A 15150-nucleotide genomic window follows, 5' to 3' on the forward strand; every position below is an offset into this window, starting at 1 on the left:
TTCCGGTAGTCAGTCCCGGCAGTCAGTCCCTATAGCCCCGGGGCGTCCACAGGGCCGTCCTGCTTCAACCCGGCAGCACGGCCGGTGAGGGCAACTGCCGGGTCTTGGCCAGTTGCGAATTGCTGTAGCGCAGGTCGGAGGTGACCTCCGCGCCCAGCCAGGCGGGCGATGGCGGCTGGATATCCTCGCTCGCCAGTTCGATCTCGGCCGTGACCAGGCCGGCCAGGGGGCCTTCGAACACATCGACCTCGAAGTCGAAGCCCTCCACCGGCACGATGTAGCGCACCTTGTCGATGGCGCCATGTGCGCAGTGCTGGGCCAGCAGCGTCTCGGCATCGGCCAGCGGGATCCGGTATTCGAATTCGGCCCGGCTCATGCCGCGTGCCGGGCCCTTGAGCGTGAGAAATCCGGTGTCTCCGGCGATGCGCACCCGCACCCACATGCCGTTGTCGGCGATGTATCCCTGCGCCATGCGCACGCCGTTCAGGCCTGCCACGATGCTAGGGTCGGACACCAGGTATTTGCGTTCGATTTCGAGAGCCATGCTGTTGCCCGTGCAGACAAAGGCGGCAGTCTATCGCGCCACCACCGCCCTGCCCGGCAGATGGCCCGCCACAAACAAAAAGCCCCGCAGGGGAGTGCGGGGCTTTCCAGGGGGCGGTTGCCGGCCCGGGGGCCGGCGTCCACAGCGCCTTACAGCGAGTCGATGAAGCTGCGCAGCTTGTCCGAGCGGCTCGGGTGCTTGAGCTTGCGCAGGGCCTTGGCCTCGATCTGGCGGATGCGTTCGCGCGTGACGTCGAACTGCTTGCCCACTTCTTCCAGCGTGTGGTCGGTGGACATTTCGATGCCGAAGCGCATGCGCAGCACCTTGGCTTCGCGCGGGGTGAGGCCGTCGAGGATGTCCTTGACCACGTCGCGCAGGCCGGCCTGCATGGCGGCGTCCACGGGAGCGGTGTTGTTGGTGTCCTCGATGAAGTCGCCCAGGTGCGAATCGTCGTCGTCGCCGATCGGCGTTTCCATGGAGATCGGCTCCTTGGCGATCTTCATGATCTTGCGGATCTTGTCCTCGGGGATCTCCATCTTGGCCGCCAGGATGGACGCATCGGGCTCGAAGCCGAACTCCTGCAGATGCTGGCGCGAGATGCGGTTCATCTTGTTGATGGTCTCGATCATGTGCACCGGGATGCGGATGGTGCGCGCCTGGTCGGCGATCGAGCGCGTGATGGCCTGGCGGATCCACCACGTGGCATAGGTCGAGAACTTGTAGCCGCGACGGTATTCGAACTTGTCCACCGCCTTCATCAGGCCGATGTTGCCTTCCTGGATCAGATCCAGGAACTGCAGGCCGCGGTTCGTGTACTTCTTGGCGATGGAGATCACCAGGCGCAGGTTGGCCTCGATCATCTCCTTCTTGGCGTCACGGCTGGCGCGCTCGCCATCGTTCATGCGCTTGTTGATGCGCTTGAGCTCGTCCAGCGGCACGACCACGCGCGATTGCAGGTCGATCAGGTTCTGCTGCAGCTCCTGCACGGGCGGGATGTTGCGCTCGAGCACGTTGCTCCAGGGCTTGCCGGCCGCGACCTGCTGCACCACCCACTGCAGGTTCAGCAGGTTGGGCGGGAACTGGGCGATGAAGGTCTCCTGCGGCATGCCGCACTTGTCCACGATGATCTTGCGCAGCTCGCGTTCCTTCTTGCGCACGTCATCCACCTGGGCGCGCACGAGGTCGCACAGCTTCTCGATGGTCTTGGCCGTGAAGCGGATGGTCATCAGCTCTTCGGTCAGGGCCTTCTGCACCTTCATGTACACGGGCGTGCCGTAGCCGTCCTTGTCGTACACCTTGTGCATCTTGTCGAAGTTCTCGCGCATGGCGTCGAAGCGGCGCAGCGCCTCGTTCTTGAGTTCTTCGAGCTTCTTGGTCAGCGCCTTGGAGCCGCCCTTGCCGTCGTCGTCGTCCTCTTCGTCGTATTCGTCGAAGTCTTCTTCGGCCACGTAGTCGTCGTTCTCATTGGCGTTGACGAAGCCGTCGACGATGGTGGAGATGACAACCTTGCCTTCGCGGATTTCCTCGGACATGGCCAGGATCTCGGCGATGGTGGCAGGCGAGGCCGAGATGGCCTCCATCATGTCCATCAGGCCGCCTTCGATGCGCTTGGCGATTTCGATTTCGCCTTCGCGCGTCAGCAGCTCGACCGTGCCCATTTCGCGCATGTACATGCGCACGGGGTCGGTGGTGCGGCCGAACTCGGAGTCCACCGTGGACAGGGCGGCTTCGGCCTCTTCCTCGGCTTCCTCTTCGGTGGTGGCGGACTGGCCCGTGTTGTTCAGCAGCAGGGTTTCCGCGTCGGGCGTCTGCTCGTAGACGGCCACGCCCATGTCGTTGAGCATGGAGATCACGACTTCCAGCGTCTCGGCATCGACCAGCTTGTCGGGCAGGTGGTCGTTGATTTCGCTGTGCGTCAGGTAGCCGCGCGTCTTGCCCAGCTTGATCAGCGCCTTCAGGCGCTGGCGGCGGGTGGACATTTCCTCTTCGGTCAGGACGGTTTCGTCCAGGCCGAATTCCTTCATCAAGGCGCGTTCCTTGGCCTTGCTGATCTTCATGCGCAGGGGCTTGACCTTTTCGGCCGGGGCCGAAGTGGTCTCGACCTCGACTTCCACTTCGGTCTCGACCTCGGACTCGCCTTCACCTTCGCCGTCGATGTCGCCATCGATGTCGGACAGGTCGGCATCATCGATGTCGTCGCCGCCTTCCTTGGCCTTGGGCTTGCGGCCGCGCTTGGCGGGGGTCTTGGCAGCGGCGGTGGAGCTTGCGGCTGCCTTGGCCGGCGCCTTCTTGGCGGCGGCAGGCTTCTTTTCGGTCTGTGCGGGGGCGTCGTCGCCTTCGGCTGCCTTCTTGCGGCCGCGCTTGGGGGTCGCGGCGGCGAGCAGCTCGTCGGCCATGGCTTTGAGTTCGGCTTGGGACTTGGTTACCACGTCGGTATCTTTCTTTGCTTTGGCCGCAGATGCGGCGCTCTTCGGTCCTGCAGCGGCTTTGCCGGCACCGGCCTTGGCCGGGGCTGAAGAGGTTGTCGAAGTCTTGGGCTTCGCTGGAGCTTCGGGGGCCTGCTTGGACTTCACGGACTTTGAAACGGGCATGAACACCTCACGGTCAGGAGCGAACACACACAAAGGGAAACTCAAACAAGCGCCGCCTAGGCGCACGCGCGGACGGACTAGGTCCGCCAGGGAAGCGAAAAACGTTCCAGGCAAGATGTCTGGGCGAACATTTGGTGTGCAGTCCTTGCGGGAAATTGGGCCGTGCAGTTGCTGCAATCACGTGAGTTCTTCACGGGGCCCGGTCCGGAGGTGCTGCTGTCGCTCTTGCCGATAGCCCCTAATTATATCTGCTTACCTCGATTTCAAGAGGAAGTGCGCATCTGGTTTTCCAGGACCTGCTGTCGGGCAAAGAGATCGCGATAGCGCTGGGCGGCGCTGGGGTCCCGCGCCATGTCGCGCACGGCTTCGTCGATCTGGGCCTTGATGTGGTCGATGACGATGCGGTTGAGCACGCCGCGCAGCTCGCGGCGCAGCTCGGACAGCTCGCCTTCGGGGTGGGCGTGGGGGCCGCTCATCAGCTTGTCCGCCAGCACCTCATGGGGCAGGCCGCGCAACTGCTCGCGCAGTACGGCGAAGGGCCGGGGGCCGGATTCCTGGAACTGTGCTTCCATCCAGCGGAACAGCGCGCCGTGCCCGGCGGCGCAGCGCGCCAGCGCCTCGAAGTCCTCGTGGGTGAGTTCTTCCATGAACTCCATGTGCGCCATGAGCAGGCGCGCCGCCTGGTCCGTGCGTGTGGCGGGTGCTACGCGCGGCCCCATGGGCGGCGGGTTGAAGTCGCTGCGGCCATTTTTGTCCCAGGGCTTGCGCGGCCAGGGCTTTTTGCCGCCGCGCCCGGGCTCGCCTGCGCGCCAGCCGCCTGTGCCGCCGCCCTGGCTGCCCCCCTCGGGCCAGCCCGAAGGGGCGTTGTATTCGGCCGGCTGGCCCCAGTCGGGAGCGGCCGGTGCATGGCTGGCCTGGCCCGGATGGTGGGCGCCGCCGGCCATGGAGCCCCGTGCCGGGCCGCTGCGGGCGGCTTCCTGCGACCACAGGTCCGAGAGATCGCGCGCATCCAGCTGCACGAGTTCGGCGATCTCGCCCAGCAGCTGGCGCTTGAGGGCGCCGTCGGGCAGGGCCGTCCACAGCGGGCGGGCATTGCTGGCCATGTGGGCGCGGCCTTCGGCCTGGCCCAGGTCGCAGCCTTCGCTGGCGGCTTCGATGAGAAAGCGGCTCAGCGGCAGCGCGTCGCCCACGTAGCGGGCAAAGGCTTCGCTGCCGTACTCGCGGATGAAGCTGTCCGGGTCATGCTCGGCGGGCAGGAAGAGGAATTTGACGCTGCGCGTGTCGCTGGCATAGGGCAGGGCCGCATCGAGCGCCTTGCGCGCGGCGCGCCGGCCCGCCGCATCGCCGTCGAAGCTGAAGACGACGGCTTCGGTAAATCGAAACAGTTTGTGAATATGGTCGGGCGTGCAGGCCGTGCCCAGCGTGGCGACGGCGTTGGCAAAGCCCAGCTGGGCCAGGGCCACCACGTCCATATAGCCTTCGGTGACCAGGGCATAGCCCATGTCGCGCAGGGCGGTGCGGGCCTCGAAGAGGCCGTAGAGCTCGCGCCCCTTGTGAAAGACCGGGGTTTCGGGCGAATTCAGGTATTTGGGCTTCTCGTCGCCGAAGACGCGGCCGCCGAAGCCGATGCACTCGCCCTTGACGTTGCGGATGGGAAACATCAGCCGGTCGCGGAAGCGGTCGTAGCGCTTGTCGTCGCCCTCGCCAACGATGACCAGGCCCGATTCTTCGAGCTGGGGATCGTCGTACTGCGGGAACACGCTGGCCAGCGACCGCCAGCCCGCAGGCGCGTAGCCCAGGCCGAAGCGCTTGGCGGTCTCGCCCGAGACGCCGCGGCGCTTGAGGTAGTCGATGGCCTGGGGCGATGCCTTGAGGTGCTTGCGGTAGGCGTCGCCTGCCTTCTCCAGCACGTCGGTGAGGGTGGCCTGTTTCTGCTTTTGCGCGGCCTGGCGCTCGCGCTCGGCGGGGCTGATGTCGTCCTGCGGCACCTGCAGGCCGACCTGGCCGGCAAGATCCTGCACGGCTTCGACAAAGCCCATGCCGGCATGGTCCATCAGAAAGCCGATGGCGTTGCCATTCTTGCCGCAGCCAAAGCAGTGATAGAACTGCTTGCTGGGACTGACGGTGAAGGAGGGCGACTTCTCGCTGTGGAACGGGCACAGGCCCATGAAGTTGGCGCCGCCCTTCCTGAGCTGCACGTAGCGTCCCACGATATCGACCACGTCGACGCGCGAGAGCAATTCCTGGATGAACGATTGGGGAATGGACACCCGCGTATTGTGCCTTCGCGGGGCCATCCGGCCGTGCCCCGGGGGCACTGGCCGGCGGTGCCCGGCCCTCAGCCCAGGCGCTGGAAGGTCAGCGTGAAGGCCACGCCATCGCGCGTGTTGTGCGCCTTGATCGTGCCGCCCATCTTCGCCATGTAGGTCCTGGCCACGAACAGGCCCTGGCCCCGGTGCTCGGCGCTGCCGGCGGCCGCCGGCTCCTGGGGGGCGGACACGCCCAGCTCGAAGATGCGCTCCAGCAGGTCCTCCGCAATGGTGGCGCCCTGGTTGTGCAGCGTGGCGCTGGCGGCGGACTCCGAGGCCGACAGCGACAGCGTGATGGCCGTGCCCGCGGGCCGGTAGCTGTCGGCATTGCGCAGGATGTGGGTGACTACGTCTTCCAGCGCAAACTCGTCGGCGCGCACGATCACGGCGCCCGTGACGTCCCTGTTCCCGCCCCCGCTCCCGCCTTCGTAGACCACGTTGGCAATGCCCGCGAAGTGCGCGTTGGCGGCCACGTGGGACAGGAAGGCGTTCAGGTCCAGCCGGCCTTCGGGCACGTTGGCGGCCTGCAGCGCCTCGGCCGGCGATGCCGTGCCGTAGAGCACATGCACGGCCTGCTGCATGCGCTGCACGTAGCGGTGGCCGGGGGCGTCGGGCCCGTAAAGCACCATCAGCGATTGCAGGGGCGACATGATTTCGTGGCCCACGGCATGCCACATGTCGCGTTCCTGCTGGGCGCGCAGCTGTTCGCGCTGCAGGTCGTCCTTCACGCGCTGCAGCAGGTCGGCCAGTCCGCCGGCCAGAATGCCCAGCTCGTCGGAACCACGAAGGTCCGACACTTCAAGGTCGCCCAGGCGTGGGCCGACATGGCCGTCCTGCACGTTGTAAGACACGGCGGCGGCGCGCCGGGTGAGGGCGGTCACGCGGCGGATCAGCCCCAGCTCGACGATCAGCCAGGCCAGCGCAATAGCGGCCAGCATGGCGCCCAGGTACCAGGACAGGCGCGTGGCCACGGCGGCCAGGCCCTGCTCCACATCGCGCGGGTGGCCGGTGAAGCTGACGGTGTAGTTGCCCGTGGGCGTGTCCAGAATGTCCTGGCCCGTGGGCACGGCCGGGGTCATGGTGGCGGCGGAGACGCCGGCCGCATCCAGCGGCAGCCAGCTGATCAGGCGCAGCAGCCAGGGCGCCGACGGCGCGGCCTGCACATCCACGCCCTTGAGGGTGATGGCGCTGGCCTCGTCGGCACCCACCTTGCGGATCTGCACGCGCTCGCCGGGCAGCAGGCTGCGCGAGATGTCGTTGAGCGAGGCGGCAAGCTGCGCCCCGGGCGCATTGCTGTCGAACAGCGGCGGCTCCGTGTCGCCGGGGGCCAGCATTTCCACGCGCACACGCATGCTGCCCAGGTCTTCGGGCGGCCAGACGGGGCGCACGTCCCTGCGGAACAGGGCTTCGCGGAACAGCTCGACCGGCAGGCGGATGGAGTAGTGCGTGCGGCGCAGGCAGTCGGCTGCAGGGGGTGTCTTGTCATTGCCCGCATTGCCCTGCACGCCAGGCGGCAGGTCGCGGCAATGGCCGTTCTGCCAGAGCCAGCCACGGAAATCGCGCACGGGCCGCGCGCGGGCGTCAAGCTGGGGCGTGCCGTTGTCCACAAAGCCGGTGAGCCGGCCGTGCTCGCCGTTGCCGGACTTGTTGCCCTGCTGCGGCATGGCCTCATAGGGGGCGATCCAGCGGTAGGTGCTGCCGCGCATGTCCAGCGTGATGCGGGCGCGGTGCGCCTGGGCGGGCTCGCGCGAGCCGCGCTCGCGCGGTGTCAGCTCGCCTGCGAAGAAGCTGCCCACCAGATAGATGAATCCGCCTGCGTAGGGATTGTTGCCAATGGCTGCGCACAGCGAGGCGCCATCGGGGTACTGCACCGAGCAGCCGGCCATCTCCACGGCCTGCTGGGACTTTTGCGGATCGTCGAAGTCGATGGCTGCGTAGGGCAGCAGCAGCGGCGCCAGCGGCGTCACGCCCTGGCCCAGGTGGCCGGCGTTGAGCAGGGCCAGCCGGCCCGAAGGATGGCGCAGCCGCGCCATGACCTCGGCCTGGCTGCGCACAAAGCCGTGCTGGTAGGCCTGCCAGGCGCGTTCCTTCTCGTCCTTGAGCACCACCACGCTCAAGGACACCGTGGCCACGGCCAGCAGCACGAACACGCCGCGCAGCAGGATGCGCTGGCGGAAGGCGGCCAGGCCCAGGCGAGGCACTTCCAGCCGGGGCAGCTCCAGCCTGGGGTTGAGCAGGCGCTTCATGTGCGGACGGCGGCGCCGGCCTGGCCCACCCAGCGAAAGCCGCGCATGGGCACGTTCTCTATGCCTTCGAAGCCCGGGTCCACCTCGCGCAGGGCCTCGCGGATGGTGCTGACGTGCTTGCGCACGTTGTCGCGGTTGCGGCCGCTTTTGACCACCTCGAACAGCTCGTCGTAGGACACCACTTCGCCGCTGCGCTGGTGCAGCGTGGCAAGGATGCGCTGGGCCGTCAGCGGCAGGTTGATGCGCTCTCCGCGCCAGGTGGGCGTGCGCTGCCACAGCGGGTCCAGCACCAGGGCGTCGCCTGCGGGCGCTGCGGCGGCCTGCGCGGCCACGGGCGCCGCCCGCTGCGTGGTGCGCAGGATGTCCAGGAAGGTCTCGATGAAGTCCGCCTCCTCGAAGGTGGTCTTTTGCAGGTAGTCCCAGGCGTCCAGCGCTTTCATGATGCTGCGGTAGATGGCGGCCGGCATGGCCGACACCACCAGCACCGGCGTGCCCTGGCCCAGCTTGTTGATGGCGTTGATCAGGGCCACGCCCGCATGGCGCTCGCGGCCCAGCTCGATGTCCAGCACCACGGCGTCGTAGTGCTCGCGGGCCAGCGCGGCCTCGGCCTCGTCGCGCGTGAACCACTGGTCGATCACGATGCCGCTGCGCGCACTGCGTATCCATCCCGCCAACTGGTTGCTGGTGGGCAGGTCGTCTTCGATCACGGCGATACGGGTCATGGGGCTGTGCAGGGGTGGGGTCGGGGGAGGCCGCCGTGGCGGTGTTCGCGGGATTATCTCGGCCCTGCGCCGGCCCGGGTGTGAGTTTTTCTTCCGGGGCCGGAGCGTTTGCGCTGCCGGTGTGAGCGCTTTGGTCCGTGCGCCGCGTTGTTGCTTCCGGGGTGGATCCGAACAATCGGTCCTCAATGAGCCACCCCTGTTTCCGGTGCCTCAGAAACAGCCAACAACAGCCATCACAGCCGAGAGAGAGAACACCATGAAAGCCACCTGGAACCGCATCATGCAGGCCCTGACGGGCCGCAAGTCCGCCCGCCTGGACGGAGCCGGCCCTGCCGATTCCTCCGAGCCTGCAGCCGACGCCGGCACGCTGCCGGGCAACGCGCCCCGCCGCCAGCCCGTGGACTGGGCAGTCCTGCTGCCTACGGCACGTACCGTGCGCTGGCTGGCCATCGGTGCCGTGGTGGTGGCGGCAGGTCTGGTGGTGGTGCGCAACCCGCCCGTGCAGCACCTGGAGCAGGGCACGCTGGGCGTGCGCCTGAACCAGTTCACGGGCTCCGTCAGCCTGTGGCGCGATGGCAGCGTGTGGGTGGTGCCGGGCCTGCACACGGTGCGCGTGTTCTCCCTGCGCGACCAGAGCTACCGCCCGGAGGCCATGCGCCAGGCCAATGGCAGCGCACCCCTGCAGTCGGTCGAGGGCCTGTCCCTGGGTCTGGACCTGAACGTGCGCTATGCGCTTGATCCCGCATCGCCCGCCGTCAAGGCCGGCAACCTGCCTCTGGACATAGGCGGCGACATCGTGGAGCCCGCCGTGCAGGGCCTGGTCTACAAGGTGTTTGCGCGCTACACCGTGCGCGAAATCTTCTCGACCAAGCGCGCCGAGATCGCCCAGATCATGGAGACCGAACTGCGCACGCGCCTGGCGGCCGACGGCGTCACGCTGCGCAGCATCCAGATCGGCAAGGTGGACCTGCCTGCCGAGTACCGCCGCGGCATGGACAGCCTGCTGGCCGAGGAGCTGGCCTCCGAGAAGATGCGCTACACGCTGGAACTCAAGGACAAGCGCGTCAAGGAAACCGAGCTGGACGCCAATGCCGACAAGGTGCGCCGCGAAGTGGCCGCCGAAGCCGCCGCACGCGAGCAGGTGATTGCGGCGCGTGCCCAGGAAGAGGCCATGAAGCATGTGCTGCCCTTCAAGCAGCGCCAGATCGAGCAGCGCCAGCTGGAGGCCGAGGCCGAGCGCGTGGCCCGCGTGAAAGCCGCCGAGGGCAGCGCCCAGGCCCGCCGCATCGAGGCCAATGGCGAAGCCGATGCGCGCCAGAAGCTGGCCGAGGCCGAGGCCTTCCGCATGGACCGCCTGGGCAAGGTCAACGCCGAGCAGATGGCGCGCGAAGGCACCCTGGTCACACGCTACCCGCTGCTCATCCAGAAGACGCTGGCCGACAAGCTCTCGGACAAGATCCAGGTCATCATCGCGCCCCCGCCGACCAATGGCGACTTCATCGGCGCGGCCCTGCTGGGCGGCAGCCGCAATGCACAGGCCGGCGCAGCCTCCGTGGCGGCCGAAGATGCCAACGCAGCCGTTCAGGAGCAATAAGCCATGCTGACCGTATCGACCTTGGCCGCCGCAGCGCTGGCCACCGGCATGGGCAGCGCCATCGTGGTGCAGGACCAGGCCAGCCTGCGCGCCGCGCCGCGCGATGGCGCCCAGCAGCAGGCCAGCCTGTGGCAGGGAGAGGTGCTGGAGATCAGGGGCGAACGCCTGGACTACCTCCAGGTCTGGGACCACAAGCGCGAGCGCGGCGGCTTCATCCGCGCCGGCGATGTGCGCCGCGTGGCCATGACCGAGGCCGATGCCCCCGCCTTGCTGGCCGTGCTGCGCTTCGTGCAGGACACGCCCGGTGCCGAGGCGCTGGGCATCGGCCTTGCGGCCGCCTATCTGCAGGCCGCGCCCGCCAGGACCCTGGCCGGCGCCGAAGGCGCGCAGGCCTTCGACGCACTAGGCGGCTTTGCCGACCGGCTGGCGCGGCGCGCCTCCGCTGCTGCGCCTGGCAAGGCCTCGGGCGCCACGCTGTCGGCCCACCTGGATGTGGCCAACGGCTACGGCCTGCGCTTTGCGACCTATGAGGTCGAAGGCCGCATGCAGGTCTGCTATGAAGGCGAATTTTTCCGCCGCGTGCTGGCCATGCCCGCCGCCGACGCGCCGCAGCGCGCCCGCGCCGCCCTGGCGCTGACACGGCCCGAATGCGTGGACCCCGATCTGCCAGCCCATGAGCGCGCCCGCATGCATGCCTGGCAGGCCGATGTGCTGGAGCGCGTGGACGTGACCGGCCTGCCGCCCTACCTGCGCGGCCGCGTGCAGATGCGCCGCGCCAGCGTGTGGGCGGCGCTGGCCTTTCAGCAGGCGCGCAAGAGCATGGCCGACCCTGCCGTGGCGGCATCGGCCGCCCGGGCACTGGCCGAGTTCACGGGCGTCAGCAAGTCCGAGCTGCCCGATGAAGACCAGAGCGCCTACAACGACGCGGCCATGCGCGTGAGCGCCGTGCGCTGGGCGCTGTCGCCTGTTGCTGCTGCGGCTCCTGCTGCCGGAGCCCGCCCGACGCTGCTGACCGAGCCCGGTGCTGCCGGCGAAACCTGCGTGCTGCTGGTGGACGCCCAGCACGGCGCCAAGGCCCCTTTGCTGCGCCGCTGCACCTATGGAGTGGTGTGGGCTGCATCGGCCAGCACCAACCGCGAGGGCACGGCCGTGGCCCTGGCCGTGCAGCCGCTGGAAGGCTGGCGCGAACTGTGGGTGCTGCGCAAGACCGAAGGCGGCTGGTTGGCCGATGTGCTGCCCCCGGCCGCCACCGCCCCGGAGACCGGCGTGGCCGAATGGGCAGGCTGGGTGCCTGGCGGCCAGCTGATGCTGGTGGCGCGTGAGGCCCGTGGCCAGGGCCGCTACCGCAAGAGCTTCGAAGTGGTGCGGCTGGACGGCCTGGCCACCGAGCGCGTGACCGGCGATGTGTCTGCCCTGCCGCTGTTCCAGCGCTGGCAGGACCCGGCCTGGAAGCGCCAGTCCCTGAGCCTGCGCTGAAGCAAAAAAAAGCCTGCACCGGTGGGGTGCAGGCTCGTCTCCAACGATGCCTGGAGCGTTGCCAGGCGACTCCTCTAGGAACTCCTTGTTCGCCTTCCAGCGGTGCTGGCCGGCGAATCCAAGCGGCGATTCTACGAGTGAAGCCGAGGCCGTGCGGCCGAGTCATCTGATAAATGATGTCTTATAGAGGACTGTGGTTGTGCAGTCGCCTGGGGGATAGTCGGGGGCGCGCCTGCAGGCAGGTCAAGTGATTGTTCTGCATAAGTATTTTCAATTTCCATGAAATTCTGAAAGTTGTGATGCCCTGCAAAGACCATGCATGCCGCTTTGGTTATCAGGGCCTGTGCGGTGGCGAGCCGGGTGGATGCGCATCAAGCTTGTGTAAGCCTGTCTTGCTATATCTTCAGGTTTCGCCAGCCTGCGGCGGCAGGCGGGCATCTCACCAGAAAACCCAGCGAACCGGAGACCACGATGACCCACATTTACGACCAGCATCTGGAGCGCAACAGCGCCAACCATGCGCCGCTCAGCCCCTTGGGCTTCATCGCCCGCACGGCCGAGGTCTATCCCGAGCGGCTGGCCGTGGTCCACGGCACGCTGCGCCGCAGCTGGGGCGAGACCTATGCGCGCTGCCGCCAGCTGGCCAGCAGCCTGCACAAGGCGGGCGTGGGCAAGAACGACACCGTGGCCGTGATGCTGCCCAATACGCCGCCCATGGTGGAGGCGCATTTCGGCGTGCCCATGGCGGGGGCCGTGCTCAATGCGCTGAACACGCGGCTGGATGCGGAAACCATTGCCTTCATGCTGGACCACGGCGAGGCCAAGGTGCTGATCGTGGACCCGGAGTTCACGGGCGTGGTGGCCAAGGCGCTGAAGCTGCGCCAGCGCAGCGCGCCGCTGCTGGTGATCCAGGTCGAAGACGCGCTGCACGGCCCGGCCGCTGAGCAGGTCGGCAGCCTGGACTACGACGACTTCGTGGCCGGTGGCGATGCCGGTTTCGACTGGCAGCTGCCTGCCGACGAGTGGGATGCCATCGCGCTGAACTACACCAGCGGCACCACGGGCAACCCCAAGGGCGTGGTCTACCACCACCGGGGTGCGGCCATCAATGCCATCAGCAATGTGCTGGAGTGGGACATGCCCAAGCACGCCGTCTACCTGTGGACCCTGCCCATGTTCCATTGCAACGGCTGGTGCTTTCCGTGGACAGTGGCGGCGCGCGCGGGCGTCAACGTCTGCCTGCGTCGGGTGGAGGCGCAGGCCATCTTCGACGCCATCCGCAACCACGGCGTCACGCATTACTGCGGCGCGCCCATCGTGCACGGCCTGCTGGTCAATGCGCCGGCCGCCATGAAGGAGGGCGTGCCCGCCGGAGTCAAGGCCATGGTGGCAGGCGCGGCGCCACCGGCGTCGATGATCGAGGGCATGGAGCAGCTGGGCTTCGACATCACCCATGTCTACGGCCTGACCGAGGTCTACGGCCCGGCCACGGTCTGCGCCAAGCACGCAGCCTGGGATGCGCTGGACATCGGCGAACGCGCGCGCCTCAATTCCCGCCAGGGCGTGCGCTACCACCTGCAGCGCTCGGCCAGCGTGCTCGATCCGGAGACCATGGAGCCCGTGCCCCATGACGGCCAGACCATGGGCGAGATCATGTTCCAGGGCAACATCGCCATGAAGGGCTACCTGAAGAACCCGCAGGCCACGGACGAGGCCTTCCGCGGCGGCTGGTTCCACACGGGCGACCTGGCCGTGCAGCATCCGGACGGCTATATACAGATCAAGGACCGCAGCAAGGACATCATCATCTCGGGCGGGGAGAACATCTCGTCCATCGAGGTCGAGGACGTGCTCTACCGCCACCCGGCCGTGCTGGCCGCCGCCGTGGTGGCCAAGCCCGATCCCAAGTGGGGCGAGACGCCCTGCGCCTTCATCGAGCTGAAGGCCGGCGCGCAGACCACGGCCGAAGAGATCGTGGCCCACTGCAAGAAGCACCTGGCCGGCTACAAGGTGCCGCGCGCCGTGGTCTTTGGCGAGCTGCCCAAGACCAGCACGGGCAAGATCCAGAAGTTCGAGCTGCGCCGGCAGGCCGGATCGGTCCAGGCCATCACGGGCTGATGGCCGGGCCGCAGCGCGGGCAGCGGCTCAGTGTCCGGCCGTCTTGGAAAACAGCTGGATGACCAGCACGCCCGCCACGATCAGGCCCATGCCCGCCAGCGCGGGCAGGTCCAGCGTCTGGCCCTGCCAGAGCCATCCGACCAGCGAGATCAGCACGATGCCCGCGCCGGACCAGATCGCATAGGCCACGCCCGTGGGCACGGTGCGCAGCGTCAGCGACAGGAAGTAGAAGGCCAGCGCGTAGCCCAGGACCGTGACCACGCTGGGCCACAGCCGCGTGAAGCCTTCGGACTGCTTGAGGCAGGAGGTGGCCGCCACCTCGGCGACGATGGCCAGGCCCAGGTACAGGTAGTTGGACGCCATGCTCAGATGGCCGCGTAGCTGCCCGTGCCCTCGGGCCAGCGCGTGAGCACGTCGAAACCCGTGTCGGTCACCACCACCATGTGCTCCCACTGGGCGGACAGCGACTTGTCGTTGGTGATCACCGTCCAGCCGTCGGCCAGTTCGCGCGTGGCCGCCTTGCCGGCGTTGAGCATGGGCTCGATGGTGAAGATCATGCCGGCCTCCAGCACCATGCCCTGGCCGGGCTGGCCGTAATGCAGCACCTGGGGGTCGTCGTGGTAGACCTTGCCGATGCCGTGGCCGCAGTACTCGCGCACCACGCTGAAGCGCTCGCGCTGGGCCACGGTCTGGATGGCATGGCCGATGTCGCCCAGCGTGGCGCCGGGGCGCACGGCGCGGATGCCGGCCAGCAGGGCCTCGTAGGTGGTCTCCACCAGGCGGCGCGCCTGGTTGGAGGGCTGGCCCACGTAGTACATGCGGCTGGTGTCGCCGATCCAGCCCTCGGGCGTGGTCACGGCCACATCGACATTGAGAATGTCGCCCTCGCGCAGGATCTGCCGGGCGTCGGGGATGCCGTGGCAGACCACGTGGTTGGGCGAGGTGCAGACCGTCTTCGGAAAGCCGTGGTAGCCCACGTTGGTTGGCACGCAGCGCAGTTCATCGACGATGAAGTCATGGCAGAGCTTGTCCAGGTGCTCGGTGCTGACGCCCGGCTGCACGTGGGGCACCAGCATCTGCAGGACACGGGCGGCCAGGCCACCGGCCTTGCGTGATTGCCCGATATCGAGGGCGTCGTGCAGCGGAACGCTGCGCAGCTTGGCGCCCCTCATTGCAGGCCTCCCGACAGGCGCACGGGGCGCGGGCGGCGTGCTGCCGTATCGGCGGGAGCCGGTGCCGCCTCGGGCTCGCCCAGCTTCAGCGTGGCCGCGGCCTCTTGCAGCAGCAGGGCGCAGATGCCTGCGTAGTCGAGATGGGGATGGTGTTCGGCCAGCTGGCCGACACGCAGCCAATGCTCGGCCTGGGCGTTGATGGATCGACCCAGGGCCGCGCTGGACAGGCGGATCTGGTCGTGCAATTGGTCGGATATTTTGACGATTCCCATGGGGTGGCGATCATACGGGGAATATACGTTTCGTATATTGACAATCGCAAATCGCGGGCCCGGCGGCGGGGCATTCGTGCAGGCCTGCAGATGCAGGCCGTCATGT

The 15150-nt window shown here is 67.8% G+C and carries 11 protein-coding genes; 3 read left to right on the forward strand and 8 right to left on the reverse strand.

What is annotated here, in order from left to right; translation table 11 throughout:
- Positions 1–64: 64 nt before the first annotated feature.
- The 5 genes from AC57B5_RS26850 to AC57B5_RS26870 form a co-directional block, all read right to left on the reverse strand.
- Positions 65–544, reverse strand: a complete 480-nt coding sequence (locus tag AC57B5_RS26850) for a CYTH domain-containing protein (protein WP_496400653.1) — start codon at positions 542–544, stop codon at positions 65–67.
- Positions 545–693: 149 nt separating this feature from the next.
- Positions 694–3135, reverse strand: a complete 2442-nt coding sequence (gene rpoD / locus AC57B5_RS26855) for an RNA polymerase sigma factor RpoD (RefSeq protein WP_013801152.1) — start codon at positions 3133–3135, stop codon at positions 694–696.
- Between the two features lie 263 nt (positions 3136–3398).
- Positions 3399–5432, reverse strand: a complete 2034-nt coding sequence (gene dnaG / locus AC57B5_RS26860; RefSeq protein ID WP_496400654.1) for a DNA primase — start codon at positions 5430–5432, stop codon at positions 3399–3401.
- 41 nt (positions 5433–5473) lie between these two features.
- A complete protein-coding gene (locus AC57B5_RS26865; protein WP_496400655.1) occupies positions 5474–7690 on the reverse strand; it encodes a sensor histidine kinase in 2217 nt (738 codons plus the stop codon).
- Positions 7687–8412: a response regulator transcription factor gene (locus tag AC57B5_RS26870; protein WP_012206841.1), complete on the reverse strand. Its 726-nt coding sequence runs from the start codon at positions 8410–8412 to the stop codon at positions 7687–7689. The genes AC57B5_RS26865 and AC57B5_RS26870 overlap by 4 nt, the downstream gene beginning before the upstream one ends.
- A gap of 256 nt (positions 8413–8668) precedes the next feature.
- Between AC57B5_RS26870 and AC57B5_RS26875 the strand changes: the two genes are divergently transcribed.
- From AC57B5_RS26875 to AC57B5_RS26885, 3 genes are all read left to right on the forward strand, one after another.
- Positions 8669–10006 carry an SPFH domain-containing protein gene (locus tag AC57B5_RS26875; RefSeq protein WP_043782599.1) on the forward strand — a complete coding sequence of 446 codons (1338 nt, stop codon included), beginning with the start codon at positions 8669–8671 and terminating at the stop codon, positions 10004–10006.
- 3 nt (positions 10007–10009) lie between these two features.
- Positions 10010–11482 (forward strand): hypothetical protein, encoded by a 1473-nt coding sequence (locus AC57B5_RS26880; RefSeq protein WP_043819126.1) that lies wholly within the window; start codon positions 10010–10012, stop codon positions 11480–11482.
- Positions 11483–11953: 471 nt separating this feature from the next.
- Complete coding sequence (locus AC57B5_RS26885) at positions 11954–13600, forward strand: acyl-CoA synthetase (RefSeq protein WP_496400656.1); 1647 nt, start codon at positions 11954–11956, stop codon at positions 13598–13600.
- 27 nt (positions 13601–13627) lie between these two features.
- Here AC57B5_RS26885 and AC57B5_RS26890 read toward each other — a convergent pair whose 3' ends face one another.
- From AC57B5_RS26890 to AC57B5_RS26900, 3 genes are read right to left on the reverse strand one after another with little or no spacing between them, the layout of a single operon-like run.
- Entirely contained in the window at positions 13628–13963 is a 336-nt protein-coding gene (locus AC57B5_RS26890; RefSeq protein ID WP_012206837.1) for an SMR family transporter, read from the reverse strand.
- A 2-nt stretch (positions 13964–13965) separates the two neighbouring features.
- On the reverse strand, positions 13966–14772 hold the full coding sequence (gene map, locus AC57B5_RS26895) for a type I methionyl aminopeptidase (RefSeq protein WP_034396318.1): 807 nt from the start codon (positions 14770–14772) through the stop codon (positions 13966–13968).
- A complete protein-coding gene (locus tag AC57B5_RS26900) occupies positions 14769–15044 on the reverse strand; it encodes a ParD-like family protein (protein WP_012206835.1) in 276 nt (91 codons plus the stop codon). Before AC57B5_RS26900 ends, map begins: the two co-directional genes overlap by 4 nt.
- Between the last annotated feature and the right edge of the window lie 106 nt (positions 15045–15150).

It is taken from the genome of Delftia sp. BGA-UO-ETr-SB1, from assembly GCF_059567865.1.

What these genes read in the sequence shown, in the direction of transcription:
- rpoD (WP_013801152.1), bottom strand. Translation starts at nt 3,135, where the DNA reads ATGCCCGTTTCAAAGTCCGTGAAGTCCAAGCAGGCCCCCGAAGCTCCA.
- AC57B5_RS26875 (WP_043782599.1), top strand. Translation starts at nt 8,669, where the DNA reads ATGAAAGCCACCTGGAACCGCATCATGCAGGCCCTGACGGGCCGCAAG.
- AC57B5_RS26885 (WP_496400656.1), top strand. Translation starts at nt 11,954, where the DNA reads ATGACCCACATTTACGACCAGCATCTGGAGCGCAACAGCGCCAACCAT.
- AC57B5_RS26850 (WP_496400653.1), bottom strand. Translation starts at nt 544, where the DNA reads ATGGCTCTCGAAATCGAACGCAAATACCTGGTGTCCGACCCTAGCATC.
- map (WP_034396318.1), bottom strand. Translation starts at nt 14,772, where the DNA reads ATGAGGGGCGCCAAGCTGCGCAGCGTTCCGCTGCACGACGCCCTCGAT.
- AC57B5_RS26880 (WP_043819126.1), top strand. Translation starts at nt 10,010, where the DNA reads ATGCTGACCGTATCGACCTTGGCCGCCGCAGCGCTGGCCACCGGCATG.
- AC57B5_RS26865 (WP_496400655.1), bottom strand. Translation starts at nt 7,690, where the DNA reads ATGAAGCGCCTGCTCAACCCCAGGCTGGAGCTGCCCCGGCTGGAAGTG.
- dnaG (WP_496400654.1), bottom strand. Translation starts at nt 5,432, where the DNA reads ATGGCCCCGCGAAGGCACAATACGCGGGTGTCCATTCCCCAATCGTTC.
- AC57B5_RS26890 (WP_012206837.1), bottom strand. Translation starts at nt 13,963, where the DNA reads ATGGCGTCCAACTACCTGTACCTGGGCCTGGCCATCGTCGCCGAGGTG.
- AC57B5_RS26900 (WP_012206835.1), bottom strand. Translation starts at nt 15,044, where the DNA reads ATGGGAATCGTCAAAATATCCGACCAATTGCACGACCAGATCCGCCTG.
- AC57B5_RS26870 (WP_012206841.1), bottom strand. Translation starts at nt 8,412, where the DNA reads ATGACCCGTATCGCCGTGATCGAAGACGACCTGCCCACCAGCAACCAG.